This is a genomic window from Microbacterium sp. NPDC091382, assembly GCF_044757025.1.
Lineage (GTDB): Bacteria > Actinomycetota > Actinomycetes > Actinomycetales > Microbacteriaceae > Microbacterium.
The window spans coordinates 424,617-450,833 of the sequence record NZ_JBIVUD010000002.1; the positions used below are offsets into that span (position 1 = coordinate 424,617).

Consider the following 26,217-nt stretch of genomic DNA (forward strand, 5'->3'; position numbering starts at 1 on the left):
TCAGTGCTGCTTCGTGACGGTCTTCGACCCGCCGACGCCGTAGCCGGCCTTGGTCATGATGTACCCGACAACGAGCCCGACGACCAGCAGGACGACGGAGAGCCACACGAACAAGGGCATGTCGAGGAAGAAGAAGACGGTGCCGATCGTCACGGCGACGAGCATGATGATGACCGTCGTCCACGCCGCCGGGGAGTGTCCGTGGCCGGGGTCCTCGATGCCGCTCATAGTTCTCCTTCGATGCGAAGCACGGGTTCTCTGGGTCGGCCGGAGCCGCTCCACCAGTCTAGCGGGGCGCGCACCCCGCCCTGCCCCGCGCGGGGTCAGGTGGTCGGGTCCTCGCCCCGGGACAGATCGTCCCAGGAGTCGATGCTGTCCCGGGGCCCACTGGTGCGGTCGGTCCGGTATCTGCGGCCGGCGCTCGTCCAGCGATGAGCGGTCGCGAGCGCGACGATCCCGCCGAGAACGATGAGGACGGATGCCGCGACCGTCACCGCCGGCCACGGTGTCGCCGTGATCTCGGACACGATCGAGGCGATGCCCTGTTCGCCACTCAGACCCGTCGCATCCGTGACGGGCCCCGCGACGGCGTCGACGGGACGCTGGGCCGCGATCCGGAACGCGCCCCACCCGAGTCCCGCGCCGAGCGCGACCGCGATCACCGCGAAGGCGTAGCGCAGGACACGTCCGACGATCGTGAGGGCGAGCGCCAGCGCGAGGGCTGCGAGACTCAGCGGTGCGACCACGGCGAGAGCGTCGGTCCCCGGGACCGCGATCGGGACCGCCGAACCGTCGTCGACAGTCGCGTCGAGCCATGTCTGGGTCGATCCGATGATGCCGATGGCCCCGCCCACGAGGATCGCGAGCACGGCCGTGAGCCGTGTCCGTCGCGAGGTCGTCTCGGTCACGAGAACTCGCCGACGACGGGCTCGAGGTCGTCGGCGTCGAAGCACGTGCGGTCGCCGGTGTGGCATGCGGCACCGACCTGCTCGACGCTCACGAGCAGGGTGTCGCCGTCGCAGTCGAGCCGGACGCCTTTCACGAACTGGGCGTGACCCGACGTGTCGCCCTTTCGCCAGTACTCCTGTCGGGAGCGCGACCAGAACGTCACGCGTCCCTCTGTGAGGGTGCGGCGGAGGGCCTCGGCATCCATCCACCCGAGCATGAGCACCTCGCGGGTGTCGTGCTGCTGCACGATTGCGGGCACGAGGCCGTCCGCGTTGTAGACCACGCGGGACATGCGTTCCTCGATCGACCGGGTCATCGGCGGACCTCCACGCCCTCGGCGACGAGGGCCTGCTTCACGTCCGCGACCGTCAGCTGTCCGGAGTGAAAGACGGATGCCGCGAGCACCGCGTCGGCGCCGGCGTCGATCGCCGGGGCGAAGTGCGCGGCATCCCCCGCCCCGCCGGAGGCGATCACCGGGACCGAGGAGGCCTCGCGCATGAGCGAGACGAGCTCGAGGTCGAAACCGTCCTTCGTGCCGTCCGCGTCGATCGAGTTGACCAGCAGCTCCCCTGCGCCGCGCTCGATCGCCTCGCGCGCCCAGGCGAGCGCGTCGAGGTCGGTCAGCGTGCGCCCGCCGTGCGTCGTGACGGCGAAACCGGAGGGCGTGCCGGGAGCTCGCTTGACGTCGAGCGAGAGCACGAGGACCTGCGAACCGAAGCGGTCGGCGATCTCGCCGAGAAGCTCTGGCCGGGCGATCGCCGCGGAATTGACCCCGACCTTGTCGGCGCCGACGCCGAGGAGTCGTGCGACGTCCTCGGCCGACCGGACTCCGCCCCCCACGGTCAGCGGGATGAAGACCTGCTCGGCGGTCCGCTGCACGACGTCGTACGTCGTGTCGCGGGCGTCGACGGTCGCCGTCACGTCGAGGAACGTGATCTCGTCGGCACCCTGCTCGTAGTACCGCCGGGCGAGTTCGACGGGGTCGCCCATCTCACGCAGGTTCTCGAAGTTGACGCCCTTCACGACCTTGCCCGCCGCGACGTCGAGGCACGGGATGACCCGGCAGACGAGCGACACCTCAGAGCCTCGCGTTGTGGATCGCGGTCACGAGGATCGCGCGGGCGCCCATCTCGTAGAGCGCGTCCATGACCTGGTTGACGGTCTTGCGCGGGCTCATCACGCGGACGGCCACCCACTCCGGATCGCGCAGCGGCGAGATCGTCGGCGATTCGATGCCCGGTGTGAGTGCCACCGCGTCGTCGACGAGGTGCGCGGGCAGGTCGTAGTCGATGAGGACGTAACGCCGCGCGACCATGACGCCGCGCAGGCGACGCAGGAGGGTCTCGGTGCCGTCGGCCTCCGTCGGTGCGCCGATGAGGACCGCCTCGGATTCCAGGAGGACGGGGCCGAAGATCTCCAGGCCCGCCTGACGGAGCGTCGTGCCGGTCGAGACGACGTCGGCGACGGCATCCGCCACACCGAGCTGGACGGCTGATTCGACCGCACCGTCCAGCGGCACGAGATCGACCGCCACCCCGTGTTCGTCGAGGTAGGCGTCGACGAGGCCGGGGTACGCGGTCGCGACGCGCAGTCCGTCGAGGTCGGACAGCTCCGTGAAGCGCCCGGGAGGACCGGCGAAGCGGAACGTGGAGCCGCCGAAGCCGAGCTGTTCGATCTCGCGGGCACCCGGCATCCGGGCGTCGAGCAGGAGGTCGCGGCCCGTGATGCCGACGTCGAGGGCGCCCGAGCCGACGTAGGTCGCGATGTCCTTGGGACGGAGGTAGAAGAACTCGACGTCGTTGACCGGGTCGATGACGTGCAGGTCCTTGGGGTCGCGGCGGCCGGTGTACCCGGCTTCGGCGAGCATCCCTGCGGTGGTTTCGGCGAGCATGCCCTTGTTGGGGACGGCGATGCGCAGCATGGAGCGTCTTTCGGTGTGGAGGTGGGCGGACGTCACGAGGGCCGATCAGAGATGTCGGTACACGTCCTCGAGCGTCAGGCCCTTCGCGAGCATCATCACCTGCAAGTGGTAGAGCAGCTGCGAGATCTCCTCGGCCGTCTCGGCGTCGGACTGGTACTCGGCGGCCATCCAGACCTCGGCCGCCTCTTCGACGATCTTTTTCCCGATCGCGTGGACGCCTCGGTCCAGCTGCGCGACGGTGCCGGATCCCTCCGGACGGGTCGTCGCCGTATCGCTCAGCTCGGAGAACAGTGCGTCGAAGGTCTTCACACCTTCCAGGGTACCGGCCCGTCCATCCCGGCCGGTCCCTCGCGACGCTCAGGCGTCAGTGTCGGTGAGCGGATGCCGCGGCCGAGCGGAGCGCGCTGATCGCCGCGCCGGGGTCGTCGGCCCCGAAGACGGCGGAGCCCGCCACGAACGTGTCGGCACCGGCATCCGCTGCGTGCGCGATCGTCGACTCCCCGATGCCGCCGTCGACCTGCAGCCACACCTGCGACCCGCGACGGCGGGCCTCGTCGGCGAGGCGGCGGAGTTTGGGCATCTGATCCGCCATGAAGCTCTGACCGCCGAAACCGGGTTCGACGGTCATCACGAGGATCTGATCGAACTCGTCGAGCACCTCGAACAGCTGCTCGACGGCGGTTGCGGGCTTCACCGCCACACCGGCGCGCGCACCGATACGCCGGAGGCGACGGGCGAGGGCGACCGGCTCGGCGGCGGCCTCGAGGTGGAACGTGACGGACGCGGCACCGATCTCGGCGTACTCGGGGGCCCAGCGGTCGGCGTCGCTGATCATCAGGTGCACGTCGAGAGGCACGGGGCTCGTCGCCTGGATGCGCTGGACCATCTGCGGCCCGAACGTCAGGTTCGGGACGAAGTGGTTGTCCATGACGTCGACGTGGACGAAGTCTGCCGATGCGATGCGGGCGAGCTCCGCCTGCATGTTCACGAAGTCGGCGGCGAGGATGCTGGGGTTGATGCGTACGTCGGAGTCGGCCACGTCAGCCATTATCCCGGTGCCCGGTCAGTTCTTCCGGAGAAGCCAGATCGACATCGCGTCGGTGCCGTGCCGATGGGGCCACAGCTGGGCGCGACCCGCGCCGTCCCCGGGCTCGGCGAGGTCGATGTCGTCGCCGGCGACCCGACGAAGGACCTGACGCGCGTCGAGCTGGCTCAGGGCGTCGCCGAAGCGGCGCTCCACCTCGGCCACGACCCCCGCCGTCTCGGCGAGGTGGGGCGAACACGTGACGTAGGCGACAACGCCGCCGGGCGCGAGCGCGTCGATGGCAGCCGTCAGCAGTTCGGTCTGCAGCTGGGACAGATCGGGGACGTCCGCAGGGCCTTTTCGCCAGCGGGCTTCGGGGCGGCGCCGGAGCGCACCGAGACCCGTGCAGGGCGCATCGACGAGGATCCTGTCGTAAACCCCGCGGCCCGCCCGCGTGCGACCGTCCTCCTCGGACACGGGCACGTCCAGCGGTACAGCCGCGACGGATTGGCGGACCAGTCGGGCGCGTGCAGACGACAATTCGTTGGCTTCGAGGGCGGCGCCTGCCGCAGCTGCCTCGGCCGCGAGGACCGCGGTCTTGCCGCCCGGCGCGGCGCACAGGTCCAGCCACGTCTCCCCTGCCCTCACGGGAAGAGCACGCGACAGCGCGAGCGCGGCGAGCTGGGAGCCCTCGTCCTGCACGCGAACGGCGCCGCCCGACCCCCTGACGATCCGCTCCGGATCACCACCGGCGAGTCGGAACCCGATCGGCGAGAACGGGGTGCGCTCCGCATCCTCCGGCACCGTGCTGACACCCCGGAGGGCCGCGAGCGTCACCGTGGGAGCGGCGTTGTCGGCGGCCAGCAGGTCGAGGAGCTCGTCGCTTCTCCCCTCCGCAGCCAGGGCACGCCGGAATGCCCGGATGATCCAGACGGGGTGCGCATAGCGGACGGAGAGCCGCTCGTCGTCGGAGCGGGCGGCATCCTCGATCCGTGACAGCCACTCCTCCTCGCCCCGCTCCGACACGCGGCGGAGGACCGCGTTCGCGAAGCCGGTCGCCCGCCGACCGGCTTCACGTCCGACGAGGTCGACCGTCTCGTGGACGGCGGCGTGCGCGGGGACCCGGGTGGCGAGGAGTTGATGCGTCCCGAGGCGCAGCGCGTCGAGGACGGGGGCGTCGATACCGGAGACCGGGCGGGACGCCGCGATCTCGATGATCGCGTCGTACGTCCCCACACGCCGGAGCGTGCCGTACGTGAGCTCCGTCGCGAGCGCGGCGTCGGCCGTGGACAGCCGAGCGCGTTCCAGCTCGCGCGGGAGGAGAAGATTCGCGTACGCGTCGTCCTCGCCGACGGAGCGGATGACCGCGTACGCGACGTCGCGGGCGGCGGTCATGACGCCGCTCCGGGCAGATCGAGCTGCGGGGCGTCGGAGCGGAGCCCCCGCCACCAGTCGGCAGCGTTCATGGCGCCTTTGCCGGCGGGCTGCACCGTGCGCAGGAGAACGCTCCCCTCCCCCGCGCCGACGAGGACGTCTCGACCGACGAGGGCGACCCGACCGGGGGCCAACTCTGCGTCGGGGCCCCGCAGGGCGGCGAGGATCTTCACGCGCTGCCCGTCGAGCGAGGCGTGCGCGCCCGGCTCCGGCGTCGTGCCCCGGAAGCGGTCCAGCACGCGATCGGCGTGCTCCCGGAAGTCGAGGGCACCATCCGCCTGACTCAGTTTCGGTGCGAGGGTCGGCTCACCCTCCTGAGGCGTCGCGACCGCGCTGCCATCGGCGATCGCGTCCACGACTGCGGTCACGAGGTCGGCGCCGGACGTGGCGAGGTCGTCGAGGACGTCTCCGGCCGTGGCGCCGCGAGGGACGTCGTAGCGCAGCTCGGCGAAGACGTCGCCCGCGTCGAGGGCAGGGACCAGCTGGAAGACCGCGGCCCCGGTGACCCGGTCGCCCGCGATGAGGGCGTGCTGCACGGGTGCGGCACCGCGCCAGCGCGGCAGGAGCGAGAAGTGCAGATTGATCCAGCCGTGGGCCGGAGCGGACAGGAGGGGCTCGCGGACGAGGCCCCCGTACGCGACGATCACACCGAGGTCGGCGCCCAGCGCAGCGATCTCGGTTGTCGCGGCGTCATCGAGGCGGTCGGCCTTGATGACGGGAAGACCCAGGTCATCCGCGGCCGTGGCCACCGGCGAGGGTGTCAGAACCCGCTTGCGTCCGAGGGGAGCGTCCCGCCGCGTGACGACGCCGACGACCTCGTGAGAGGACGCGGCAAGAGCGCGGAGGGAGGGGACGGCCGGTTCGGGGGTTCCGGCGAAAACGACGCGCATTCAGGTCCTCACAGATCGAGCTCGGGCACATCGAGCCGAACCCTGAGTGTAGTCCGGGGCCCCGGACCCCGACGCCGGCCGCGGACGGCGTCGGCGACCACGGAGGCACGCAGCTGCTCCGCGACGGCGCGACCGTGGGCGTAGTCGACCCGCACGAGCGCCCGCGCACCGTCCTCGGTCGGAACGGGGCCGAGCACGGCGAGCGGACCGAGATCCGGCACCGTCTCGCGCAGCTCCGTGAGCGCACGGTCGACGGATGCCGCGGCTCCCTCGACCGCGGCGACCCGGACGGTGGGCGGCATCAGCAGCGGTGCCCGGTCGGCGAGCTCCGCCCGGGCGTAGGCGGCCTGGGTCCAGGTCGCCAGAGCTCGAGCGACGGGGCCGGTCACGCCGACGAGGTGCACGGGCGCGCCGGGGGCCGCAAGCGCAGCGGCGTTCGACCACCACCGGAGGCATGACTCACCGATGCGCAGCTGCTCGGCCATGAGCATCTTGTCGCCGTCGAGGAGGATGACCGCGCGGTACCCCCCTTCCGCGGGGGGTTCCGCACCGCGCGTCGCGATCACGAGGGCTGGCCGGCCGTCCACCGCCGCGACGGGATGGTCGCCGTCGGCGACGATGACGCGGATGCCGGGGAACGCCCGACCGAGTTCGTCCGCCGTCCGCTCGCTGCCCGACGACGCCATCCGGAAGCGGGTTCCGGAGCAGTTGGCGCAGCTCCAGTTCGGCGCGGACCTGCCGCACCACCCGCAGTCGGGGGTCGCGCCGGGTCGGCGGGCCCGGAGCGGGCCAGAGCAGTGCCGGCACCGCGCCGGCGTCCGGCATTCCGCACAGACGAGGACCGGCGAGTACCCGGGTCGGGCCACCTGGACCAGGACCGGGCCCTGCTGGAGCGCCTCCCGCGCCGCCGCGAACGCCGCAGACGGGACGCGCGCTCCCCGATGCTCCGCCTCGTGGGTCGCGGACAGGACGACACGGGGACTCGCCCGCCGTGCCGCGGGGACATCGCGCACCCAGCCGAGCTGCACCAGACGCTCGACGTCGCTCGTCCGGGTGTGCCCGGCGAAGACGAGGGCGGAGTGCTCTTCCTCCTGGCGGACCAGGGCGGCGTCCCGCGCGTGCACGCCGGGGCTGAGAGGCTCGGCGAGGAGGGTATCGCCGTCGTCCCAGACGAACACCGCACCGACGTCGTGCGCCGGTGCGTACACCGTCGACCGGTTGCCGACCACGATGCACGGTGCGGGGCTCAGCAGCCGCAGGTAAGCGGCGAATCGCTCCGGGCCGGACCGCCGGGCGTCGTCGCGGACGACGGCCTCGTTCGGAACCAGGCTCTCGAGGGCTTCGAGGATCTGCGACTGGTCGCGGTGATCCGGGACGACGATGAGAGCGCTCCGTCCCGACTCCAGCACGAGCGCCGCGAGCGCCGCCAGCAGGTCGGACCATGCCCCGCGCAGGGCGCCCGGCGTGGGGTGGGGCGGCGCGTCCAGGGCGATGCGCTCCCCCGCGAGGACCGCATCGGCGAGCCCCGGATACGTCGTCGCGAGGTCGCGTGCGCGGGCCGCGGCATCCGGCTCCACCCGTGGTCGCTCGACGGGGTCGGCGGCCGCCCAGGCCTTCTCGGCCCGTACCATGCGCTTCGGGATCGCGAGACGCAGAACGTCGCTCGCCGAACCCGCGGCGCGGTCCGCGACGCGGCGCGCGAGTGCGTACAGCGACGCGGGGAGGACGGGGACCGCAGAGACGACGGATGCCAGCTCGGACAGCGGTCGCCCCCCGGGCTCCACCTCCGCGCGCTCGATGACCCACCCCTCGACCGTCCGGCCTGCGCTGCGCAGGGGCACCTTCACCCGCACCCCCGGTCGGGCGTCGGCGTCCAGCGATTCGGGGACGGCGTAGTCGAACAGACGGTCCAGCTGAGGAAGCGGCGAATCGAGGAGGATCCGCGCGACGGCGATCACGGGCGTCAGAGCCCGACAGCGGCCCGCAAGGCGTCGACGCGGTCCGTGCGCTCCCACGTGAACTCGGGGAGTTCGCGCCCGAAGTGGCCGTACGCGGCGGTCTGGGCGTAGAGGGGGCGCAGGAGGTCGAGGTCGTCGATGATCGCCTGCGGGCGCAGGTCGAACGACTCGCGGATCGCGGCGGTGATCTTCTCGTCCGACACGTGACCCGTCCCGAAGGTCTCGACGTACAGCCCGACGGGGGCGGCGCGACCGATGGCGTAGGCGACCTGCACCTCGAGCCGGTCGGCGAGTCCCGCCGCGACGGCGTTCTTGGCGACCCAGCGCATCGCGTACGCGGCGGAGCGGTCGACCTTGGACGGGTCCTTGCCGCTGAAGGCCCCGCCGCCGTGGCGCGCGGCGCCGCCGTACGTGTCGATGATGATCTTGCGGCCCGTCAGTCCCGCGTCGCCCTTCGGGCCGCCGACGACGAAGGGCCCGGCGGGGTTGATGACGTAGCGGACGTCCGACACATCCAGCCCGGTCTGCGCGAGGACGGGGTCGATGACCTCCGCCTGCACGGCGGCGCGCAGCGCAGGGAGCGAGATGTCGGGGTGGTGCTGCGTGGACAGGACGACCGTGTCGACGGTGCGCGGCGTCGTGCCGTCGTAGCCGAGCGTCACCTGCGTCTTGCCGTCGGGGCGCAGGAAGGGAAGCGCGCCGCTGCGGCGGGCGTCCGTGAGCCGCTCCGCCAGGCGATGAGCCGTCCAGATGGCGGTGGGCATGTACGAGGGGGTCTCGTTCGTCGCGTAGCCGAACATGATGCCCTGATCCCCGGCACCGAGCGCGTCGACGGGGTCGACGGAACCGCCCTCACGGTGCTCGAGCGCGTTGTCGACGCCCGCGGCGATGTCGCCGGACTGCTCGCCGATGGACACCGTCACACCGCACGAGTCGCCGTCGAAACCGGTCTCCGACGAGGTGTACCCGATGCGGTTCACGACGCGGCGGACGATGCCCGGGATATCGACGTAGCCGTCGGTGCGGACCTCGCCGGCGACGTGCACGAGACCGGTCGTCACGAGGGTCTCGACGGCGACGCGGCTGCTGCGGTCGACGGCGAGGAGGGCATCGAGGATGCTGTCGGAGATCTGGTCGCAGATCTTGTCGGGGTGACCTTCGGTCACGGACTCCGACGTGAACAGGCGCAGCGCGCTCATCGGTCCTCCAGAGGGCGGATCGGGGGTGTGAAAACCATCATGCCCGCGGTCCCCGACACGGGGGACACGCGGGCATGAGGATGACGCCGTGTGGCGTCGGGGTCATGACGTCGAGATCACTCGGCCGCGCGCAGGCGCAGCTTGTCCTCGTGGATCTCGTGAAGCGCGATCGTCAGGGGCTTGTCCTCGACGTTCGAGTCGACGAGCGGGCCCACGTTGTCGAACAGGTTGCCCTCGTGGAGGTCCGAGTAGTAGTCGTTGATCTGACGCGCCCGCTTGGATGCGTAGATGACGAGCTGGTACTTCGAGTCGACCTTGTCGAGCAGTGCGTCGATGGGCGGGTCGATGATGCCCTGGTCACGGTTGGCCATGGTGGTCCTCCAGGATCGGTGAGGAGAGATCGTCTGCCGGAACGCGCGCGGATGCGGCGCGGCATCCCCCCAGTCTACAGGTCGCGCCGCACCGGCGACGCGCAGCGCCTCAGCGGCTGAGGAGCTGCCGCTTCGAGCTGAGGACCCCGGTGTCGAAGCCCGCGAGGTGCAGACCCCCGTGGAAGCGCGCGTGCTCGATCTTGACGCACCGGTCCATGACGACCGACAACCCCGCGTCGGCGGCGATCTTCGCGGCGCCCTCGTGCCACGAGCCGAGCTGCAGCCAGAGCGTCGAGGCACCGGCATCCACCGCCTCCTGCGCGACACCGGGCAGGTCGTCGTGCTTGCGGAAGACGTCGACGATGTCGGGGACGACGGGGAGGTCGGCGAGAGATGCGTAGGCGGGCTGCCCCAGGATCTCGCTCGCACGCGGGTTGACGTAGTATACGTCGTACGGCGAGCTGCCGCTCAGATACGTCGCGACGAAGTAGCTCGCACGGGCCGGGTTGTCGGAGGCGCCCACGATCGCGATCGACTTCGCCCGGCGGAGGATCTCGAACCGCTCCTGGGGGCCGGCGGCGGGCCAGGTGCGCTCGGGGTGGGCGGCCGGGGCAGCGCCGGGAAGTGCGCACGCGACTCCCTCGGTCGGGGCGGGCTGCGGCACGGCGCAGACGTTCGCGTCGGTCATCGGGAGACTCCTGTCGCGGCGGTGAGGGCCTGATCGAGGTCCCACACGATGTCCTCGGGGTCCTCGAGACCCACCGAGATGCGGATGAGGTCGGCGGGTACGCCGGCGGCGACGAGCTGGTCGGCGCTGAGCTGCTGGTGCGTCGTCGAAGCAGGGTGGATGACGAGGGTGCGGGCGTCGCCGATGTTCGCGAGGTGCGAGGCCAGCTGCAACGCGTCGATGACGGCCTCCCCCGCGCGGCGTCCCGCGGCGACGCGTTCGTCCTCGCTCGCGGCGTCGCCCCCGGCCTTGACCCCGAACGCGAAGACCGAACCCGGCCCGAGCGGGAGGTACTTCTCGGCCCGGGCACGGTGGGGGTGATCCGGCAAGCCCGCCCACGTGACGAACGAGACCCGCGGGTCGGAGTCGAGCCACTCGGCGACGATGCGCGCGTTCGCACCGTGCGCGTCGATGCGCTGCGGCAGGGTCTCGATGCCCTGCAGCAGCAGGAAGGCCGAGTGCGGACTGAGGGCCGCACCGATGTCGCGGAGCTGCTCGCTCCGGAGCTTGGTGAGGAAGCCGTACTCGCCGAAGTTGTCCCACCATCTGATTCCGCCGTAGGAAGCGACAGGTTCGGTCATCTGCGGGAACTTGCCGTTGCCCCAGTCGAACGTGCCCTTTTCGATCACGACGCCGCCGAGGGTCGTGCCGTGGCCGCCGAGGAACTTCGTCACCGAGTGGATGACGATGTCCGCACCGTGCTCGAGCGGGCGCGCGAGGTAGGGGGTCGCGAGGGTCGAGTCGACGACGAGCGGGATGCCGGCTGCGTGGGCGACCTCGGCGAGGCCCTCGATGTCGGCGATCTCCCCCGACGGGTTGCCGATGGTCTCGACGTAGAGGACCTTCGTGTCGGGGCGGATCGCCGCCGCGTAGTCGGCCGGATCGCTCGAGGCGACGAAGGTCGTGTCGACGCCGAACCGGCGGAGTGTCACGTCGAGCTGGGTGACCGTGCCGCCGTAGAGCTGAGCAGACGCGACGACGTGGTCGCCGACGCCCACGAGCGCGGCGAAGGTGATGAACTCGGCGCTCATCCCCGACGCGGTCGCCACCGCCCCGATACCGCCCTCGAGCGACGCCAGGCGCTCCTCCAGCGCCGCGACCGTCGGGTTGCCGATGCGCGAGTAGATGTTGCCGTACTTCTGCAGCGCGAACAGGTTCGCAGCATCGGTCGCGTCGTCGAAGACGAACGACGAGGTCTGATAGATCGGGACGGCGCGGGCGCCGGTGGCGGCGTCCGGCGTGCCGCCGGCGTGGAGGGCGCGCGTGCGGAATCCGAAGCGGTGTTCGTCGGTCATGGTCTCTTTCTGGCAGATGGGAGCCGCGAGGTGGATGCCGCGGGTCAGGCCGCGGCCAGGGCGGCGGCGATCCGGGCGACGGCGTCGGGGTTCTGGAGCGATGTGGTGTCGCCGAGGGGCGCGGGTTCGCGTCCGGCGCGTCGGTCCTGCTCGGCCTCCCACAGCTGAGCGAGCAGGCGGCGGAGGATCTTGCCGGAGCGGGTCTTCGGGAGGTCGGGGACGACGACCACGTGACGCGGCTTCGCGACCGGGCCGATCTCGCGGGCGACGTGCGCGCGGAGGTCGGCGGCATCCGGTTCCCCCGTCCCGGAAGGCACGACGAACGCGGCGACGGCGTGGCCGGTCAGGGGATCGACCACACCCGTCGTGCCGGCCTCGCCGACCGAGGCGTGTGCGACGAGCGCTGATTCGATCTCGATCGTCGACAGCCGATGGCCGGAGACGTTCACGACGTCGTCGAGGCGACCGAGGATCCAGATGTGGCCGTCGGCGTCGCGAGTCGCCCCGTCGCCGGCGACGTAGTACCCGCCGTGATCACCGTGGCCGGCGTAGGTGGACCAGTACGAGTCGCGGTACCGCTCCGGGTTGCCCCACACCGTCCGCGCCATTCCCGGCCACGGCCGGCGGACGACGAGCGTCCCGGACCGACCCGCATCGACCTCGCGTCCGTCGGGGTCCACCACCGCGGCATCGATCCCGGGCAGTGGAACGCTGGCCGAACCCGGCTTCAGTGTCGTGGCTCCCGGGAGCGGGGCGATCATCGCGGCGCCGGTCTCGGACTGCCACCAGGTGTCGACCACGGGGACCTCGTCGCGCCCGAAGGCGCGCCGGAACCACGCCCACGCGACGGGGTTGATCGCCTCGCCGACGGTACCGAGCAGACGGATGCTCGACAGGTCGTGCCCCTCGGGGAGCTCTTCGCCGAACCAGGTCATGAAGGTGCGGATGAGAGTGGGCGCCGTGTAGTACACGGTGACGCCGTACCGCTCGATGATCTCGAGGTGCCGCTCCCGGTGGGGCGCGTCCGGCGTCCCCTCGTAGATGACCTGGGTGAGGCCGTTCGACAGCGGTCCGTAGATCTCGTAGGTGTGCGCCGTGACCCACGCGAGGTCGGCAGTGCACCAGTGCACGTCGTGGGGCTTCGCATCGAAGTGGGCCCAGTGGGCCCAGCTCGCGTGCGCGAGGTACCCGCCCGAAGTGTGGACGAGGCCCTTCGGCTTCCCGGTCGTTCCCGATGTGTAGATGATGAAGAGCGGATGCTCGGCGTCGAACGGCGTCGCCTCGTGGACGGCCGACGCGGTGTCGACGACGTCGTGCCACCAGACGTCGCGTCCAGGCGTCCAGGCCACATCGCTGCCGGTGCGCCGGACGACGAGGACGTGCTCGAGCGCCGGCAAGCCCGCGGCGGCGGTGTCGGCGGCTGATTTGACCTCGACCGCTCCCCCACGGCGGAACTGGCCGTCGCTCGTGACGAGGAGCTTCGCGCCGGTGTCCTCGAGCCGGAACCGCACCGCCTCGGCCGAGAAGCCGCCGAACACGAGGGAGTGCACCGCCCCGATGCGCGCGCAGGCGAGCGCGATGACGACCGTCTCGACGAGGACCGGCAGATAGACGACGACGCGATCACCGGGCTGGATGCCGAGGGCGATGAGGGCATTCGCGGCCTGCGACACGCGGCGCTGGAGGTCGGCGTAGGTGACGGGGATGCGGTCGCCCGGCTCGCCCTCGAAGTAGAGCGCGACCTTCTCGCCGCGCCCGGCATCGACGTGACGGTCGACGCAGTTGGCGGCGACGTTCAAGGTGCCGCCGTCGAACCACCGGGCGGCGGGGATCGAGAGCGCGCCGTCGGCGTCGCGCACCGGCGGCCGCCAGTCGAGCGCGGTGTGCCACGGAGTCCGCCAGTCGAGCCGCCGGGCGGCGTCCTCCCAGAACGCGATCGGGTCGGCCGCGGCATCCGTGTACGCGGACGCCGTCACATTGGCCTCCGTGGCGAAGGCCTCCGGGGCGGGGTAGGCGCGGGTCTCGACGAGGCGGAGCTCGTCTGCGGTGTGCGCCGTCATGCCCATCTCCTGAGGACTCGGCGCTGGAGCAGCGTCACGAGCCCGTTCGACAGCGTGCCGAGTGCCGCGAGGATGACGATGGCGAGGAAGATGCGGTCGACGCGGCCGGTGCTCTGCGCGTCGGTGAGGAGGAACCCGAGCCCCATCGAGGCTGCGAGGAGTTCCGCGGCTACGAGGAAGAGCCAGGCCTGTGCAAGAGCGAGGCGCAGACCGGAGATCACGGCGGGAACCGTTGCCGGCAGTTGTACCGAGCGGAACAACTCCCAGCCGCGGAGGCCGAACGACCGGCCCATCTCCACCAACTGAGGATCGACGTGGCGCAGAGCGCCCGCAACCGTCGTGAACAGTGGGAAGAACGCACCGATCGCGACGAGAGTGACCTTCGAGTTCTCTCCGATCCCCAACCAGAGCAGGAGCAGCGGAACGAGCGCGAGGGAGGGGATGGCGCGGAATGCCGCCAGGATCGGGCTCAGGAGCACATCGCCGGATCGGGTCAGCCCCACGATGGCCGCCACCGCCAGCCCGACGAGCGATCCGAACGCGAACCCGAGGACGACACGCTGCACCGAGATCGCGACGTGGTTCCACAGCGCCCCGTCGTCCGCGAGCTGGATGGCCGCGTTGACGACGTCCATCGGAGCCGGAAGGCGGTAGGCGGGGATGAGCCCGAGCCCCGTCACGGCCTGCCAGAGCGCCAGGACGGCGACCGGGACGACGAGCCCCCCGACGATGCGGACACTCGTCCGCGACCAGAACGGCCGCACCGCCGCGGCGCCCGAGGGCGCTGCGGCGGTGGCGGTCGCGTCGACGGATGCCGTCATCGTCAGCCCGCTGCCTTCTCGGCGAACGTCGGCTCGATGATCGTGTCGAGCGCGGTGTCGACGGCACTCTGCCCGCCGGTTACGGCATCGGAGTCCACGAGGACAGGGGCGATCTTCTTCAGGACGGCGAGCTGCGCGTCGCCCGGGATGCCACTGACGTCGAGGTTCGAGCGCTCGCCGATGACCGTCGTGGCGACCTTCGGGTCGATGCCGGCCACCTTCGCGAGGAGCGCCGCGGTCTCGTCGGGGTGCGCGAGCGCCCACGTGCGGGCCTCCTCGTAGGCGTCCACGACGACCTGCGCGACGTCTTCGTGGTCGGAAAGGAACTCCTCGGTCGCATTGAGGAACCCGTAGGAGTTGAAGTCGACGTTCCGGTAGATGAGCTTGTCGCCGGACTCGACCTCGGCGGCCGCCATGATCGGGTCGAGGCCCGCCCAGGCGTCGACCGAGCCGCCGTCGAGGGCCGCGCGGCCGTCCGCGTGCTGCAGGTTCTGCACGTCGACGTCCGCGACGCTGAGGCCCTCGGTCTCGAGCGCCTGCAGCAGGAAGAAGTACGGGTCGGTTCCGCTCGTCGCCGCGATCTTCTTGCCCTTCAGGTCGGCGACCGAACTGATGTCGCTGTTCGGCCCGACGACGATGGCCGACCATTCGGGCTGCGAGTAGACGTCGATCACCTTGATGGGCGAGCCGTTCGCCCGGGCGAGCAGCGCCGCCGAGCCGGCGGTGGAGCCGACGTCGAGGGCTCCGGCGCGGAGCAGCTCGTTCGCCTTGTTCGATCCGGCGGACTGCGTCCACTCGACGTCGACGTCGTCACCGAGCGCCTTCTCGATGAGGCCCTGGTCCTTCACGACGAGGCTCAGCGGGTTGTAGGTGGCGAAGTCGATCGAGAGCGTGTCGGTCGACCACGATCCTGCGCTCGCGCCGCCCGAGGTGGAGCTCGCGTTCTCGCCGGCGAGGCATCCCGTCGCCATGAGCATCACCACGGCACCCACGGCGAGGGCGGGAACGGTGCGGCGGACGACGGTGCTCATCGGGTCTCCTGAAGGGTTGAGCGGTGGGTGTCGACGCCGAGTCCGTCGAGGAGCTCGGCGCGAAGGTCCGTGAAGCCGCGATCGGCGCGGTCACGGGGACGGATGCCGGGGACCTCGATCACTCGGGCGATCGAGGCGTCCTCGGCGTCGGCGTCGATCGCGCGCAGCTGAAGCACACGATCGGCCAGGTACAGGGCCTCCTCCACGTCGTGCGTCACGAGGACGACGGTGGTGGGTTCGGCGGAATGGATGTCGAGGAGCAGGTCCTGCATGCGGAGCCGGGTCAGCGCATCGAGCGCTCCGAACGGCTCATCGAGCAGCAGTACTTCAGGACCGCGGGCGAGGGCGCGCGCGAGGGAGGCCCGCTGCGCCATGCCGCCGGACACCTCTCGCGGACGGAGCGAGGCGGCGCCAGTCAGACCTACGAGGTCCAGCAGCTCCGCCACGCGTGCGGACGCGGTGGCTCGCGCGGTGCCGCGCGGCATCCCGAGCGCCACGTTCTGGCTGATCGTGCGCCACGGCAGCAGACGCGGTTCCTGGAAGGCGACGGCGGTGCGCTCGTCGGTGTCGCGCAGAGGTGTGCCGTCGACGGTCACGGTGCCGGCCGACGGCGCGTCGAGACCGGCGAGCAGCCGGAGGAGCGTCGACTTGCCGCACCCGGACGGTCCGACGATCGCGACGATCTCGCCGGGTTCGATGGCGAGGTCCACGCCGCGCAGGACCGGGACGGCCCCCTTGGCGCCCGCGAAAGTCCGTCGGACATCCGACAGCGACACGGCACCCCGGGGCGCGGGCGTGCTCCCGACGGCGTCGGAGGCGGTGAGGACGGCGGACATGAGTCCAGCTTCCCGGACGCCGAGGCAGCACCCGCATCGGGGCGTAACGATGTGAAACGAAGCGCTCCGGGATGCCGCGCCGAGGATCAGTGGGCGAGTCGCGCGACCTCGGCCGCGGCGCGCGCGACGTCGTCGTTGACAACGCGGTAGTCGAATTCGCCCTGCGACGCGAGCTCGACGCGTGCGGTCTTGAGCCGACGAGCCCGCTCCTCTTCGCCCTCGGTTCCGCGCCCCACGAGCCGGTTCACGAGCTCGTCCCAGCTGGGCGGCAGGAGGAAGACGAGCGTCGCGTCGGGAGCAGCCGCACGCACCTGGCGGGCGCCCTGCAGATCGATCTCCAGGAGCACCGTCCGCCCCTCCGCGAGGGCCGCATCGATCGGCCGCCGCGGCGTGCCGTAACGGTAGGCATTGTGCACCGTCGCGTATTCGAGGAGCTCGCCGTCGGCGACCAGCCGGTCGAACTCCGCGTCATCGACGAAGTAGTAGTGCTCGCCCTCGACCTCGCCGGGCCGCGGGGGTCGCGTGGTCGCCGACACCGACAGCAGGATCTCGGGGTGGTGCTCCTTGATGTGCGCCGCAACGGTTCCCTTGCCCACCGCTGTGGGACCGGCGAGGACGATCAGCCGGCTTCGGGCCTCGCGTGCACGCGGCTCGGGCAGGCGCTTGTCGAGGTAGTCCTGCAGCACCTGACGCTGACGGATGCCCAGACCGCCGATCTTCTTCACCGGGGCGATCTGCAGGTCTGCGAGGATGCGGTCGCGCTTGCCCTCGCCGATCGCCGGGATCGCGGTGAGGAACTCCGTCACCCGCATCGCCGCGGCCGCGGACTGCGGCTCGGCCCACGCGCGGCGCAGGAGGTCCTGCGGGCTGATGACGCGGGTCGACACGTCGCGCTTGAGCGCCGCACGCTCGCGGCGGGCGGCGACGGCGCGACGCGACGCAGCGGCGCGATCGACCTCGGGAGGGGTGCGGGAGTCAGGCATGTCGGGCGTCCTGGAGTTCGGAGTTGTGGGTGTCGATGGCGGCGGCGATCCCGTCGGGACCGGCACCGAGAATGCTGCGGCTGGCGCTCGCGAGCACCTGGGGCGCCAGGGCGCCGAACCGCTCGGAGATGTCGCGAAGGCGGGCACCCTGCGCTCCGAATCCGGGGGCGAGGAGGGACGCGCGGTGCAGCGCGGCATCCGTCAGTCCCAGATCTGCGCGCTCCACTGTAGCCCCGACGACGAAGCCCACCGGACCGAATCGGTCCTCCCCCACGACCGCCGACGAGTTCGCCGACCCGGCGCGCTGCGCGACCCAGTCCGCGACAGTCTGCCCGCGCTCGGCGTCGACCGCCGTGATCTCGGCGGACTGGAGCCCCGCGGCCTCGGGGTTGCTCGTCGCGGCGAGGACGTACACGCCCTTGCCCTCTCGAACGGCCGTCGCGATCGTGCCGCGCAGCGAATCCGGCCCGAGGTAGGGGCTCACGGTCACCGCATCGGACTCGAGCGGCGACCCCGCCGAGAGCCAGGCCTCGGCGTAGCCGTCCATCGTGGTCCCGATGTCGCCGCGCTTGGCATCGGCGATCACGATCAGCCCCGCCGCACGGGCCGTCCCGATGACCTCTTCGAGGGCGGCGAAGCCTCGGGACCCGTAACGCTCGAAGAACGCCACCTGCGGCTTGACCACGCCCACACGGCTACGCGCGGCATCCACCACGCGCAGGCCGAACTCGCGGACACCCGCAGCGGATGCCGGGAGCCCCCACGCGTCGAGGAGCGACGCGTGGGGGTCTATGCCGACGCACAGCGGGCCGTGGGCGTCGACCGCCCCGGCCAACCGTGAACCGAATGAGGTCACACCGTCGCCTTCCGGTCGGCGGCGTACTCCTGCAGGCTGCGGACGTCGAAGCCGTTCCGGAGGACGGGCATCGCCGACACCGCTGCGCCGAGCACGGCCATCGTGGTGAACAGCGCCTTGTCGGCGGCGACGGCGGCGGCGCGGATCTCGTAGCCGTCGGCCCGGGCGATACCGCCGGACGGCGTGTTCACGACGATGTCGATCTCGCCCGCGTTGATGAGGTCGACGACGTTCGACTCCCCCGAGTCCTGCGTCTCGGAGTACTTCGAGACGACTTCCACCCGGATGCCGTTGCGCGCGAGGATCTCCGCCGTGCCCTCCGTCGCGATGAGCGTGTAGCCGAGTTCCTGCAGTCGGTGGGCCGGCAGGATGACGGCGCGCTTGTCGTCGTCGGCGACCGAGAGGAACACGGTCCCCGAGGTCGGCATCCCGCCGTAGGCCGCGGCCTGGCTCTTCGCGAACGCCGTCGGGAAGTCGCGGTCGATGCCCATGACCTCACCGGTCGAGCGCATCTCGGGCCCGAGCACGGAGTCGACGGTGCGACCGTCGGCGGTGCGGAACCGCTTGAAGGGCAGCACGGCCTCCTTCACGGCGACCGGCGCGTCGAGCGGCACGCGCGAGCCGTCCTGCTCGGGCAGCAGCCCTTCGGCGATGAGCTCGGCGATCGAGGCGCCCGCCATGATGCGGCTCGCGGCCTTGGCCATCGGGATGCCGAGGGCCTTCGACACGAACGGCACGGTGCGCGACGCGCGCGGATTGGCCTCGATGACGTAGAGGACGCCCGCCGACACGGCGAACTGGACGTTCAGAAGACCGCGCACACCCACGCCTTCGGCGATGGCGTGCGTCGCGACGCGGACGCGATCGATCTCGCCGCGACCGAGCGACATGGGCGGCAGCGTGCACGACGAGTCGCCGGAGTGGATGCCGGCCTCCTCGAGGTGCTCCATGACGCCGCCGATGTAGAGCTGCTCGCCGTCGAAGAGAGCGTCGACGTCGATCTCCACCGCGTCGTCGAGGAAGCGGTCGACCAGCAGAGGCGCATCCTCGCGGATGATCGCCTGGTCGGCGGTGCGCGCGAAGTAGTCGCGAAGGCTCGCGGTGTCGTAGACGATCTCCATGCCGCGTCCGCCGAGCACGAAGCTCGGGCGCACGAGCACCGGGTAGCCGATCTCCTCGGCGATCGCGATCGCGCCGGCCTCGTCGGTCGCCGTGCCGTGACGCGGCGCCGTCAGCCCCGCGCGGTCGAGCAGCTGCGAGAAGAGCTCACGCTCCTCGGCGATGTCGATGGCGGCGGGCTTGGTGCCGAGGATCGTGTAGCCGGCGGCCTCGATCCCCTTCGCGAGACCGAGCGGGGTCTGGCCTCCGAGCTGGCAGACGACGCCGACGATCTCACCGGACTGCGCCTCGGCGTGGAGCACCTCGAGGACGTCCTCGAGCGTCAGCGGTTCGAAGTACAGCCGGTCGCTCGTGTCGTAGTCGGTCGACACCGTCTCGGGGTTGCAGTTGACCATGATGGTCTCGAAACCCGCATCCGACAGCGCGAACGAGGCGTGCACGCACGAGTAGTCGAACTCGACGCCCTGGCCGATGCGGTTCGGGCCCGAGCCGATGATGACGACCTTGCGGCCCTCGCTCGGGGTGACCTCGGTCTCGCGATCGTAGGAGGAGTAGTGGTACGGCGTGAGAGCCGGGAACTCCCCGGCGCACGTGTCGACCGTCTTGTAGACCGGGCGCAGGCCGAAACCATGTCGGATGCTGCGCACCTCCGCCTCGTCGAGACCGCGGAGTTCCCCGATCTGCGCGTCGCTGAAGCCGTGGTCCTTCGCGAGGCGCAGGATGTCCCCGGTCAGCTCGTCCGCCTCGCGGATGTACTCGGCGACCTCGTTGATGAGGATCATCTGGTCCAGGAACCACGCGTCGATCGCCGTCGCCTCGAACGCCTGCTCGAGCGTGGCACCCTTGCGGAGCGCCTGCTGCAGGACGACGATGCGGCCGTCGGTCGGCGTCTTCGCGATCTCGAGCAGCTCCTCGACGGACCGGTCCTCCGCGCCCCAGTGGAAGCTGGATCCGCGCTTCTCGAGCGACCGCAGCGCCTTCTGCAGCGCCGTCGTGTAGTTGCGGCCGATCGCCATCGCCTCGCCGACCGACTTCATGGTGGTCGTGAGGGTCGTATCGGCGGCGGGGAACTTCTCGAAGTTGAAGCGCGGGACCTTGACGACCACGTAGTCGAGCGTCGGTTCGAAGCTCGCCGGCGTCGCCTTCGTGATGTCGTTGGGCACCTCGTCGAGGCGATAGCCGATGGCGAGCTTCGCCGCGAGCTTGGCGATCGGGAACCCGGTCGCCTTCGACGCCAGAGCCGACGAGCGCGAGACGCGCGGGTTCATCTCGATGACGATGATCCGGCCCGTCGCCGGGTCGACCGCGAACTGGATGTTGCAGCCGCCGGTGTCGACGCCGACGGCGCGGATGATGTCGATGCCGATGTCGCGGAGCTTCTGGTACTCGCGGTCGGTGAGCGTCAGCGCGGGCGCGACGGTGATCGAATCACCCGTGTGGACGCCGACGGGGTCGACGTTCTCGATGGAGCAGACGACGACCGTGTTGTCGGCGGTGTCGCGCATGAGCTCGAGCTCGTACTCCTTCCACCCGAGGATCGACTCCTCGAGGAGAACCTCAGTCGTGGGCGAGTCGCGCAGACCCGCGCCGCCGATGCGGCGGAGATCCTCCTCGTCGTACGCGAACCCGGAGCCGAGGCCGCCCATCGTGAAGGAGGGACGGACGACGAGCGGGTACCCGAGCTCCTCGGCACCGGCGAGCAGGTCGTCCATGGTGTGGGCGATCTTGCTGCGCGCGACCTCCGCACCGGACTCGAGGACGAGCTCCTTGAAGACCTGGCGGTCCTCGCCCTTGCGGATCGCGTCGACCTTGGCGCCGATGAGCTCCACGCCGTACTTCTCGAGGATGCCGCGGTCGTGCAGGGCCATCGCCGCATTCAAGGCGGTCTGGCCGCCGAGGGTCGGCAGGATCGCGTCGGGCTTCTCCTTGGCGATGATCGTCTCGATGACCTCGGGGGTGATCGGCTCGACGTACGTCGCGTCGGCGAAGTCGGGATCGGTCATGATCGTGGCCGGGTTGGAGTTCACGAGGATGACTCGCACGCCCTCCTCGCGGAGCACGCGGCACGCCTGGGTGCCGGAGTAGTCGAATTCGCAGGCCTGACCGATGACGATCGGGCCCGATCCGATGACGAGGACGCTCTGGATGTCGTCGCGCTTAGGCATTCTTCGTCTCCTGGCTGGCGACCACGAGGTCGCGGAAGCGGTCGAACAGGTAGTTGGCGTCGTGCGGGCCGGCGGCGGCCTCGGGGTGGTACTGCACGCTGAACGCCGGCAGGTCGAGGGCGCGGAGCCCCTCGACCACGTTGTCGTTGAGGCCGACGTGGCTCACCTCGACGCGGCCATAGCCGTTCGGGCTGTCGATGACGCCCTCGATGGGAGCGTCGACGGCGAACCCGTGGTTGTGCGCGGTGATCTCGACCCGGCCCGTCGTCTTGTCGAGGACCGGCTGGTTGATGCCGCGGTGCCCGAACGGCAGCTTGTAGGTGCCGAACCCGAGGGCCCGGCCGAACAGCTGGTTGCCGAAGCAGATGCCGAAGAACGGCAGGCGCGCGTCGAGGACCTCGCGCAGGAGCGCGACGTGACGATCGGATGCCGCGGGGTCACCGGGACCGTTCGAGTAGAAGACCGCGACCGGGTCGACCGCCTGGATGTCGGCGAACGAGATCGTCTGCGGCAGGACGTGGACCTCGAACCCGCGGCCGGCGAGGTTGTTGACGGTCGCCTGCTTGACGCCGAGGTCGAGGATCGCGAGGTTGCCGATCTTGTCGCCGACAGCCGGGGTCACCTGGGCGGCGGGCACGGAGACATCCGCGGACAGGTTCTGTCCGCTCATCTCGGGGGCCTCGCGCACGATGCGCAGCTGCTCGTCGTCGCTGAGCTCTGCGGCGTCCCCGGAGAACACGCCGCCGCGCATCGACCCGGCGGAGCGGAGCACGCGCGTGACGGCCCTGGTGTCGACGCCGCTGATGCCGACGATGCCGTCGCGGACGAGGGCGTCCTCGAGCGAGTGGTCGGCTCGCCAGTTGGAAACGATGCGCGAGGGGTCGCGGACGACGTAGCCGGAGACCCAGATGCGGCGGGATTCGTGGTCCTCGCCGTTCATGCCGGTGTTGCCGATGTGGGGTGCGGTCTGGAGAACGATCTGCCCCGCGTAGGAGGGGTCGGTGATGGTCTCCTGGTAGCCGGTCATCGCGGTCGCGAAGACGACCTCGCCGAGGGTGGTGCCGCGCGCGCCATAGGCGTGCCCGGGGTGTCGGGAACCGTCTTCGAGGACGAGGACGGCGGGTTCGGGAGCTTGGAATCTCTGGATACTCATGCGTCGCTTCCGGGTATCTGCTGGGGAGAGGTGGGAGTGGGGGTGGCGGGGAGGACTCGACCGATCGCGTCGGTGAGCGATCGTGCGGACAGGTCCTGCGGGCGGAGGTAGCTGTCGACGACCGTGCCCTCCGGGGTGGTCCAGGTGAGCCGGACGAGCCCGTCGCGCTCGACGACCCGGTCGATGGCGACCGTCGCCTGCCCGACCGACACGAGGTCGTCCGCCGCCAGGAAGATCCGCGGCTGACCGGTCAGGTCGAGGGCGACGCCCCTGTCCGTGACGGTGACGTCGACACGGGACCGGAATGCGAGCCCACGGATGGCCAGACGCTCGAGCGCATCGTCGTGACGCGTCGTCGCGACGTACAGGCCCTCCGAGCGGAGGCTCGTGACGGCTCCCCCGGGAACGTCGGAGACCGGCGCGGTCAGGCCCGCATCCCGCCTCGATCGTCGTCGCCACGCGATGAGCCCGATCACGATCAGCACGACGGCGACCGCCACCATGACGAGGACGGCGGCCTCGCGGGTCACGAGAGGACCTCGACGACGGCGCCGTCGGCGACCGTCTGTCGGCCACGGAAGAACGTCGCCCGGACCTCGCCCGGCAGGTCCCGCCCGAGGTAGGGCGAGTTCACGCTGCGACCACGCAGGTCGTCCGTCGTGAATGCGCGGACCGGGGACAGGTCGTAGAGGACGAGGGATGCCGGGGCTCCGACCGCGATCGGGGTCCCGGCATCCGCCAGTCGGCCGATACGCGCAGGGGCCGCCGACATCACGCGGACGACATCGGACCACTCGAGCATGCCGGTGTCCACCATCGCCGCGTGCACGACGCGGAGCGCCGATTCCAGACCGACCATGCCGTTCGCCGCAGCCTGCCACTCGCATGTCTTGGCTTCAGCGGGGTGCGGCGCGTGATCGGTGGCGACGATGTCGATCGTGCCGTCGGCCAGTCCCTCGCGGACGGCGCGCACGTCCTCGTCCCGGCGCAGCGGCGGGTTCACCTTGAACCGCGGGTCGTAACCTCGGACGAGGTCCTCGGTCAGCAGCAGGTGGTGGGGGGTCACCTCCGCGGTGACGTTGATCCCGCGCTTCTTCGCCCACCGGATGAGGTCGACGGAGCCCGCCGTCGAGAGGTGGCAGACATGCAGGCGAGAGCCGACGTGCTCGGCGAGCAGCACATCGCGCGCGATGATCGACTCCTCGGCGACGGCCGGCCAGCCGGTGAGACCCAGCTCGGCCGACACGGTGCCCTCGTTCATCTGAGCGCCCTCGGTGAGCCGGGGGTCCTGCGCGTGCTGTGCGACGACGCCGTCGAAGGACTTCACATACTCGAGGGCGCGCCGCATGATGAGCGGATCGAAGACGCAGAAGCCGTCGTCGCTGAAGACGCGGACGCGGGCGCGCGAGGACGCCATGGCCCCGAGTTCGGCGAGCCGCTCGCCTTTCTGCCCGACGGTCACGGCGCCGATCGGCTGCACGTGTGCGTACCCGGCCGCCTCTCCCAAGGCGAGCTCCTGCTCGACCACGCCCGCCGTATCGGCGACCGGTGAGGTGTTCGGCATGGCGAACACCGTCGTGAAGCCGCCGGCAGCGGCCGCGCGGGATCCCGACAGGATCGTCTCGGACGCTTCGTAACCGGGTTCGCGGAGGTGGGTGTGCAGGTCGACGAGACCGGGGAGCGCGATCAGACCTTCGGCATCCACCGTCCGTGCGCCCGTCGCGCTGATACCCGTGCCGAGGTCGGCGATCACGCCGTCCTGGATCAGGATGTCCGCGGCGACGCCGCCATCGATCCGCGCCCCGCGGATGAGGATGCTCTCGCTCATCGGGCCTCCTCCTGTGGGTGGGTGGTGGTTCGCTCCCCCGCCAGGAGCAGGTACAGCGCCGCCATGCGGACCGACACCCCGTTGGCGACCTGTTCGAGCACGGTCGATCGGGGTGAATCGGCGGCGTCGGCGGAGATCTCCAGACCCCGGTTCATGGGTCCGGGGTGCATGACAATGCTAGCGGTCGGCAACGACGCCACTCGCGCGGCATCCAATCCCCACCGGCGCGAATATTCCCGTTCAGTGGGGAAATAGGCGGCGTTCATCCGCTCCAGCTGGATGCGGAGCATCATGACGGCGTCCGGCGCGTCGGCGATGGCGTCGTCGAGGTCGTAGACCACGGAGACGGGCCAGGCCGAGACGTCCTGCGGGACCAGTGTCGGAGGCGCCACCAGCGTCACGCGGGCGCCGAGCGTCGTGAGCAGCCAGACGTTGGAGCGGGCGACGCGCGAGTGGAGGATGTCGCCGACGATCGCGACGTGGAGGCCGGCGAGGTCCCGGCCACGACTGTCGTCGCCGAAGAAGCGCTTGCGGATCGTGAACGCGTCGAGCAGCGCTTGCGTCGGGTGCTCGTGCGTGCCGTCGCCGGCGTTGAGGACACCCGCCGAGATCCAGCCGCTCGTGGCGAGGGTGTGCGGCGCCCCCGAGGCCCCGTGACGGATGACGACCGCGTCGGCGCCCATCGCCTGCAGGGTCTGGGCCGTGTCCTGGAGGGACTCGCCCTTGGAGACCGACGAGCCCTTCGCCGAGAAGTTGATGACATCGGCGGAGAGCCGCTTGGCGGCCGCTTCGAAGGAGATGCGGGTGCGTGTCGAGTCCTCGAAGAACAGGTTGACGACGGTCTTGCCGCGCAAGGTCGGGAGCTTCTTCACCTCGCGGGACTGCGTGTCGCGCATGTCCTCGGCGACGTCGAGGATGCGGAGCGCGTCCTCCCGGGCGAGGGTGCGGGTGTCGAGGAGGTGCCTCATGAGGCGATCGTCACCTCCTCGGCGCCGTCGACGTCGGCGAGGCGCACATTCACGCGCTCCTCGCGCGAACTGGGCAGGTTCTTGCCGACGAAGTCCGGACGGATGGGCAGCTCGCGGTGACCTCGGTCCACGAGGATCGCCAGCCGCACGACGGCGGGACGACCGATGTCCTGGAGCGCGTCGAGAGCGGCGCGGATGGAGCGCCCCGAGAACAGCACGTCGTCGACGAGGACGACGGTCTTCGCGTCGATGCCGCCGGCGGGGATCTCCGTCGGACGCGGCGTGCGCGTCGGGTTGCGGTGCAGGTCATCCCGGTACATCGTGACGTCGAGCGACCCGACCGGGACGGTGACGCCCGTGAACGAGGCGATGAGAGCGGCGATGCGCTCGGCGAGGAAGACGCCGCGGGTGGGGATCCCGAGAAGCACGAGCCCGTCGGGGCCCTTGTTCGACTCGAGGATCTCATGAGAGATGCGCGTGAGTGCGCGGGCGATGTCAGCGTCGTGCAAGACGGTGCGCGAAGTCATCCGCCGCTCCCTTCTCCGCCTCACAGGACGGTGTTAAAGGTTGCTTGTACGAGACCACTCTAGCGGGGCCGGGTTGGCGCTCGCGGCATCCGTCCCCGTCGTG

General features: G+C 70.9%; 26 protein-coding genes. All 26 read right to left on the reverse strand.

What is annotated here, in order from left to right; translation table 11 throughout:
- Complete coding sequence (locus ACIQLK_RS09515; RefSeq protein ID WP_400364475.1) at window positions 1-228, reverse strand: DUF6704 family protein; 228 nt, start codon at window positions 226-228, stop codon at window positions 1-3.
- A gap of 95 nt (window positions 229-323) precedes the next feature.
- Window positions 324-908 carry a Trp biosynthesis-associated membrane protein gene (locus ACIQLK_RS09520; protein WP_400364476.1) on the reverse strand — a complete coding sequence of 195 codons (585 nt, stop codon included), beginning with the start codon at window positions 906-908 and terminating at the stop codon, window positions 324-326.
- Window positions 905-1,264 (reverse strand): phosphoribosyl-AMP cyclohydrolase, encoded by a 360-nt coding sequence (gene hisI, locus ACIQLK_RS09525; protein WP_400364478.1) that lies wholly within the window; start codon window positions 1,262-1,264, stop codon window positions 905-907. The genes ACIQLK_RS09520 and hisI overlap by 4 nt, the downstream gene beginning before the upstream one ends.
- A complete protein-coding gene (gene hisF, locus ACIQLK_RS09530) occupies window positions 1,261-2,025 on the reverse strand; it encodes an imidazole glycerol phosphate synthase subunit HisF (protein ID WP_400364480.1) in 765 nt (254 codons plus the stop codon). Before hisF ends, hisI begins: the two co-directional genes overlap by 4 nt.
- 1 nt (window position 2,026) lies before the next feature.
- Entirely contained in the window at window positions 2,027-2,869 is an 843-nt protein-coding gene (gene hisG / locus ACIQLK_RS09535; protein ID WP_400364482.1) for an ATP phosphoribosyltransferase, read from the reverse strand.
- A 45-nt stretch (window positions 2,870-2,914) separates the two neighbouring features.
- Window positions 2,915-3,178 (reverse strand): phosphoribosyl-ATP diphosphatase, encoded by a 264-nt coding sequence (locus tag ACIQLK_RS09540; protein WP_400364484.1) that lies wholly within the window; start codon window positions 3,176-3,178, stop codon window positions 2,915-2,917.
- A 55-nt stretch (window positions 3,179-3,233) separates the two neighbouring features.
- Complete coding sequence (gene rpe, locus ACIQLK_RS09545; RefSeq protein WP_400364485.1) at window positions 3,234-3,917, reverse strand: ribulose-phosphate 3-epimerase; 684 nt, start codon at window positions 3,915-3,917, stop codon at window positions 3,234-3,236.
- A 15-nt stretch (window positions 3,918-3,932) separates the two neighbouring features.
- On the reverse strand, window positions 3,933-5,288 hold the full coding sequence (locus tag ACIQLK_RS09550) for an RsmB/NOP family class I SAM-dependent RNA methyltransferase (protein ID WP_400364487.1): 1,356 nt from the start codon (window positions 5,286-5,288) through the stop codon (window positions 3,933-3,935).
- Window positions 5,285-6,217: a methionyl-tRNA formyltransferase gene (gene fmt / locus ACIQLK_RS09555; RefSeq protein WP_400364489.1), complete on the reverse strand. Its 933-nt coding sequence runs from the start codon at window positions 6,215-6,217 to the stop codon at window positions 5,285-5,287. Before fmt ends, ACIQLK_RS09550 begins: the two co-directional genes overlap by 4 nt.
- Before the next feature lie 8 nt (window positions 6,218-6,225).
- The gene (locus ACIQLK_RS09560) at window positions 6,226-8,175 is read right to left on the reverse strand and encodes a primosomal protein N' (protein WP_400364490.1); all 1,950 of its coding nucleotides are present in this window, start codon (window positions 8,173-8,175) and stop codon (window positions 6,226-6,228) included.
- A 5-nt stretch (window positions 8,176-8,180) separates the two neighbouring features.
- The gene (gene metK, locus ACIQLK_RS09565) at window positions 8,181-9,374 is read right to left on the reverse strand and encodes a methionine adenosyltransferase (RefSeq protein WP_400364492.1); all 1,194 of its coding nucleotides are present in this window, start codon (window positions 9,372-9,374) and stop codon (window positions 8,181-8,183) included.
- A 116-nt stretch (window positions 9,375-9,490) separates the two neighbouring features.
- Window positions 9,491-9,745: a DNA-directed RNA polymerase subunit omega gene (gene rpoZ / locus ACIQLK_RS09570; protein ID WP_064002061.1), complete on the reverse strand. Its 255-nt coding sequence runs from the start codon at window positions 9,743-9,745 to the stop codon at window positions 9,491-9,493.
- 109 nt (window positions 9,746-9,854) lie between these two features.
- Window positions 9,855-10,433 (reverse strand): CoA-binding protein, encoded by a 579-nt coding sequence (locus tag ACIQLK_RS09575; RefSeq protein ID WP_400364493.1) that lies wholly within the window; start codon window positions 10,431-10,433, stop codon window positions 9,855-9,857.
- Window positions 10,430-11,767, reverse strand: a complete 1,338-nt coding sequence (locus tag ACIQLK_RS09580; protein ID WP_400364495.1) for an O-acetylhomoserine aminocarboxypropyltransferase/cysteine synthase family protein — start codon at window positions 11,765-11,767, stop codon at window positions 10,430-10,432. Before ACIQLK_RS09580 ends, ACIQLK_RS09575 begins: the two co-directional genes overlap by 4 nt.
- Window positions 11,768-11,811: 44 nt before the next feature.
- A complete protein-coding gene (acs, locus tag ACIQLK_RS09585) occupies window positions 11,812-13,827 on the reverse strand; it encodes an acetate--CoA ligase (protein WP_400364496.1) in 2,016 nt (671 codons plus the stop codon).
- The gene (locus ACIQLK_RS09590; RefSeq protein WP_400364497.1) at window positions 13,824-14,648 is read right to left on the reverse strand and encodes an ABC transporter permease; all 825 of its coding nucleotides are present in this window, start codon (window positions 14,646-14,648) and stop codon (window positions 13,824-13,826) included. The genes acs and ACIQLK_RS09590 overlap by 4 nt, the downstream gene beginning before the upstream one ends.
- Window positions 14,649-14,650: 2 nt before the next feature.
- Window positions 14,651-15,679, reverse strand: a complete 1,029-nt coding sequence (locus ACIQLK_RS09595; RefSeq protein WP_400364499.1) for an aliphatic sulfonate ABC transporter substrate-binding protein — start codon at window positions 15,677-15,679, stop codon at window positions 14,651-14,653.
- Complete coding sequence (locus ACIQLK_RS09600) at window positions 15,676-16,515, reverse strand: ABC transporter ATP-binding protein (protein WP_400364501.1); 840 nt, start codon at window positions 16,513-16,515, stop codon at window positions 15,676-15,678. The genes ACIQLK_RS09595 and ACIQLK_RS09600 overlap by 4 nt, the downstream gene beginning before the upstream one ends.
- Before the next feature lie 86 nt (window positions 16,516-16,601).
- A complete protein-coding gene (gmk, locus tag ACIQLK_RS09605; protein WP_400364502.1) occupies window positions 16,602-17,498 on the reverse strand; it encodes a guanylate kinase in 897 nt (298 codons plus the stop codon).
- Window positions 17,491-18,354, reverse strand: coding sequence for an orotidine-5'-phosphate decarboxylase (pyrF, locus tag ACIQLK_RS09610; protein WP_400364503.1), 864 nt, complete (start codon window positions 18,352-18,354; stop codon window positions 17,491-17,493). Before pyrF ends, gmk begins: the two co-directional genes overlap by 8 nt.
- Window positions 18,351-21,638 (reverse strand): carbamoyl-phosphate synthase large subunit, encoded by a 3,288-nt coding sequence (carB, locus tag ACIQLK_RS09615; protein ID WP_400364504.1) that lies wholly within the window; start codon window positions 21,636-21,638, stop codon window positions 18,351-18,353. The genes pyrF and carB overlap by 4 nt, the downstream gene beginning before the upstream one ends.
- Complete coding sequence (gene carA, locus ACIQLK_RS09620; RefSeq protein ID WP_400364505.1) at window positions 21,631-22,791, reverse strand: glutamine-hydrolyzing carbamoyl-phosphate synthase small subunit; 1,161 nt, start codon at window positions 22,789-22,791, stop codon at window positions 21,631-21,633. The genes carB and carA overlap by 8 nt, the downstream gene beginning before the upstream one ends.
- Complete coding sequence (locus ACIQLK_RS09625; protein WP_400364507.1) at window positions 22,788-23,321, reverse strand: hypothetical protein; 534 nt, start codon at window positions 23,319-23,321, stop codon at window positions 22,788-22,790. Before ACIQLK_RS09625 ends, carA begins: the two co-directional genes overlap by 4 nt.
- Window positions 23,318-24,619, reverse strand: coding sequence for a dihydroorotase (locus tag ACIQLK_RS09630; RefSeq protein WP_400364509.1), 1,302 nt, complete (start codon window positions 24,617-24,619; stop codon window positions 23,318-23,320). Before ACIQLK_RS09630 ends, ACIQLK_RS09625 begins: the two co-directional genes overlap by 4 nt.
- On the reverse strand, window positions 24,616-25,587 hold the full coding sequence (locus ACIQLK_RS09635) for an aspartate carbamoyltransferase catalytic subunit (RefSeq protein ID WP_400364510.1): 972 nt from the start codon (window positions 25,585-25,587) through the stop codon (window positions 24,616-24,618). Before ACIQLK_RS09635 ends, ACIQLK_RS09630 begins: the two co-directional genes overlap by 4 nt.
- Window positions 25,584-26,114 carry a bifunctional pyr operon transcriptional regulator/uracil phosphoribosyltransferase PyrR gene (pyrR, locus tag ACIQLK_RS09640; protein WP_400364512.1) on the reverse strand — a complete coding sequence of 177 codons (531 nt, stop codon included), beginning with the start codon at window positions 26,112-26,114 and terminating at the stop codon, window positions 25,584-25,586. The genes ACIQLK_RS09635 and pyrR overlap by 4 nt, the downstream gene beginning before the upstream one ends.
- Window positions 26,115-26,217: the final 103 nt, after the last annotated feature.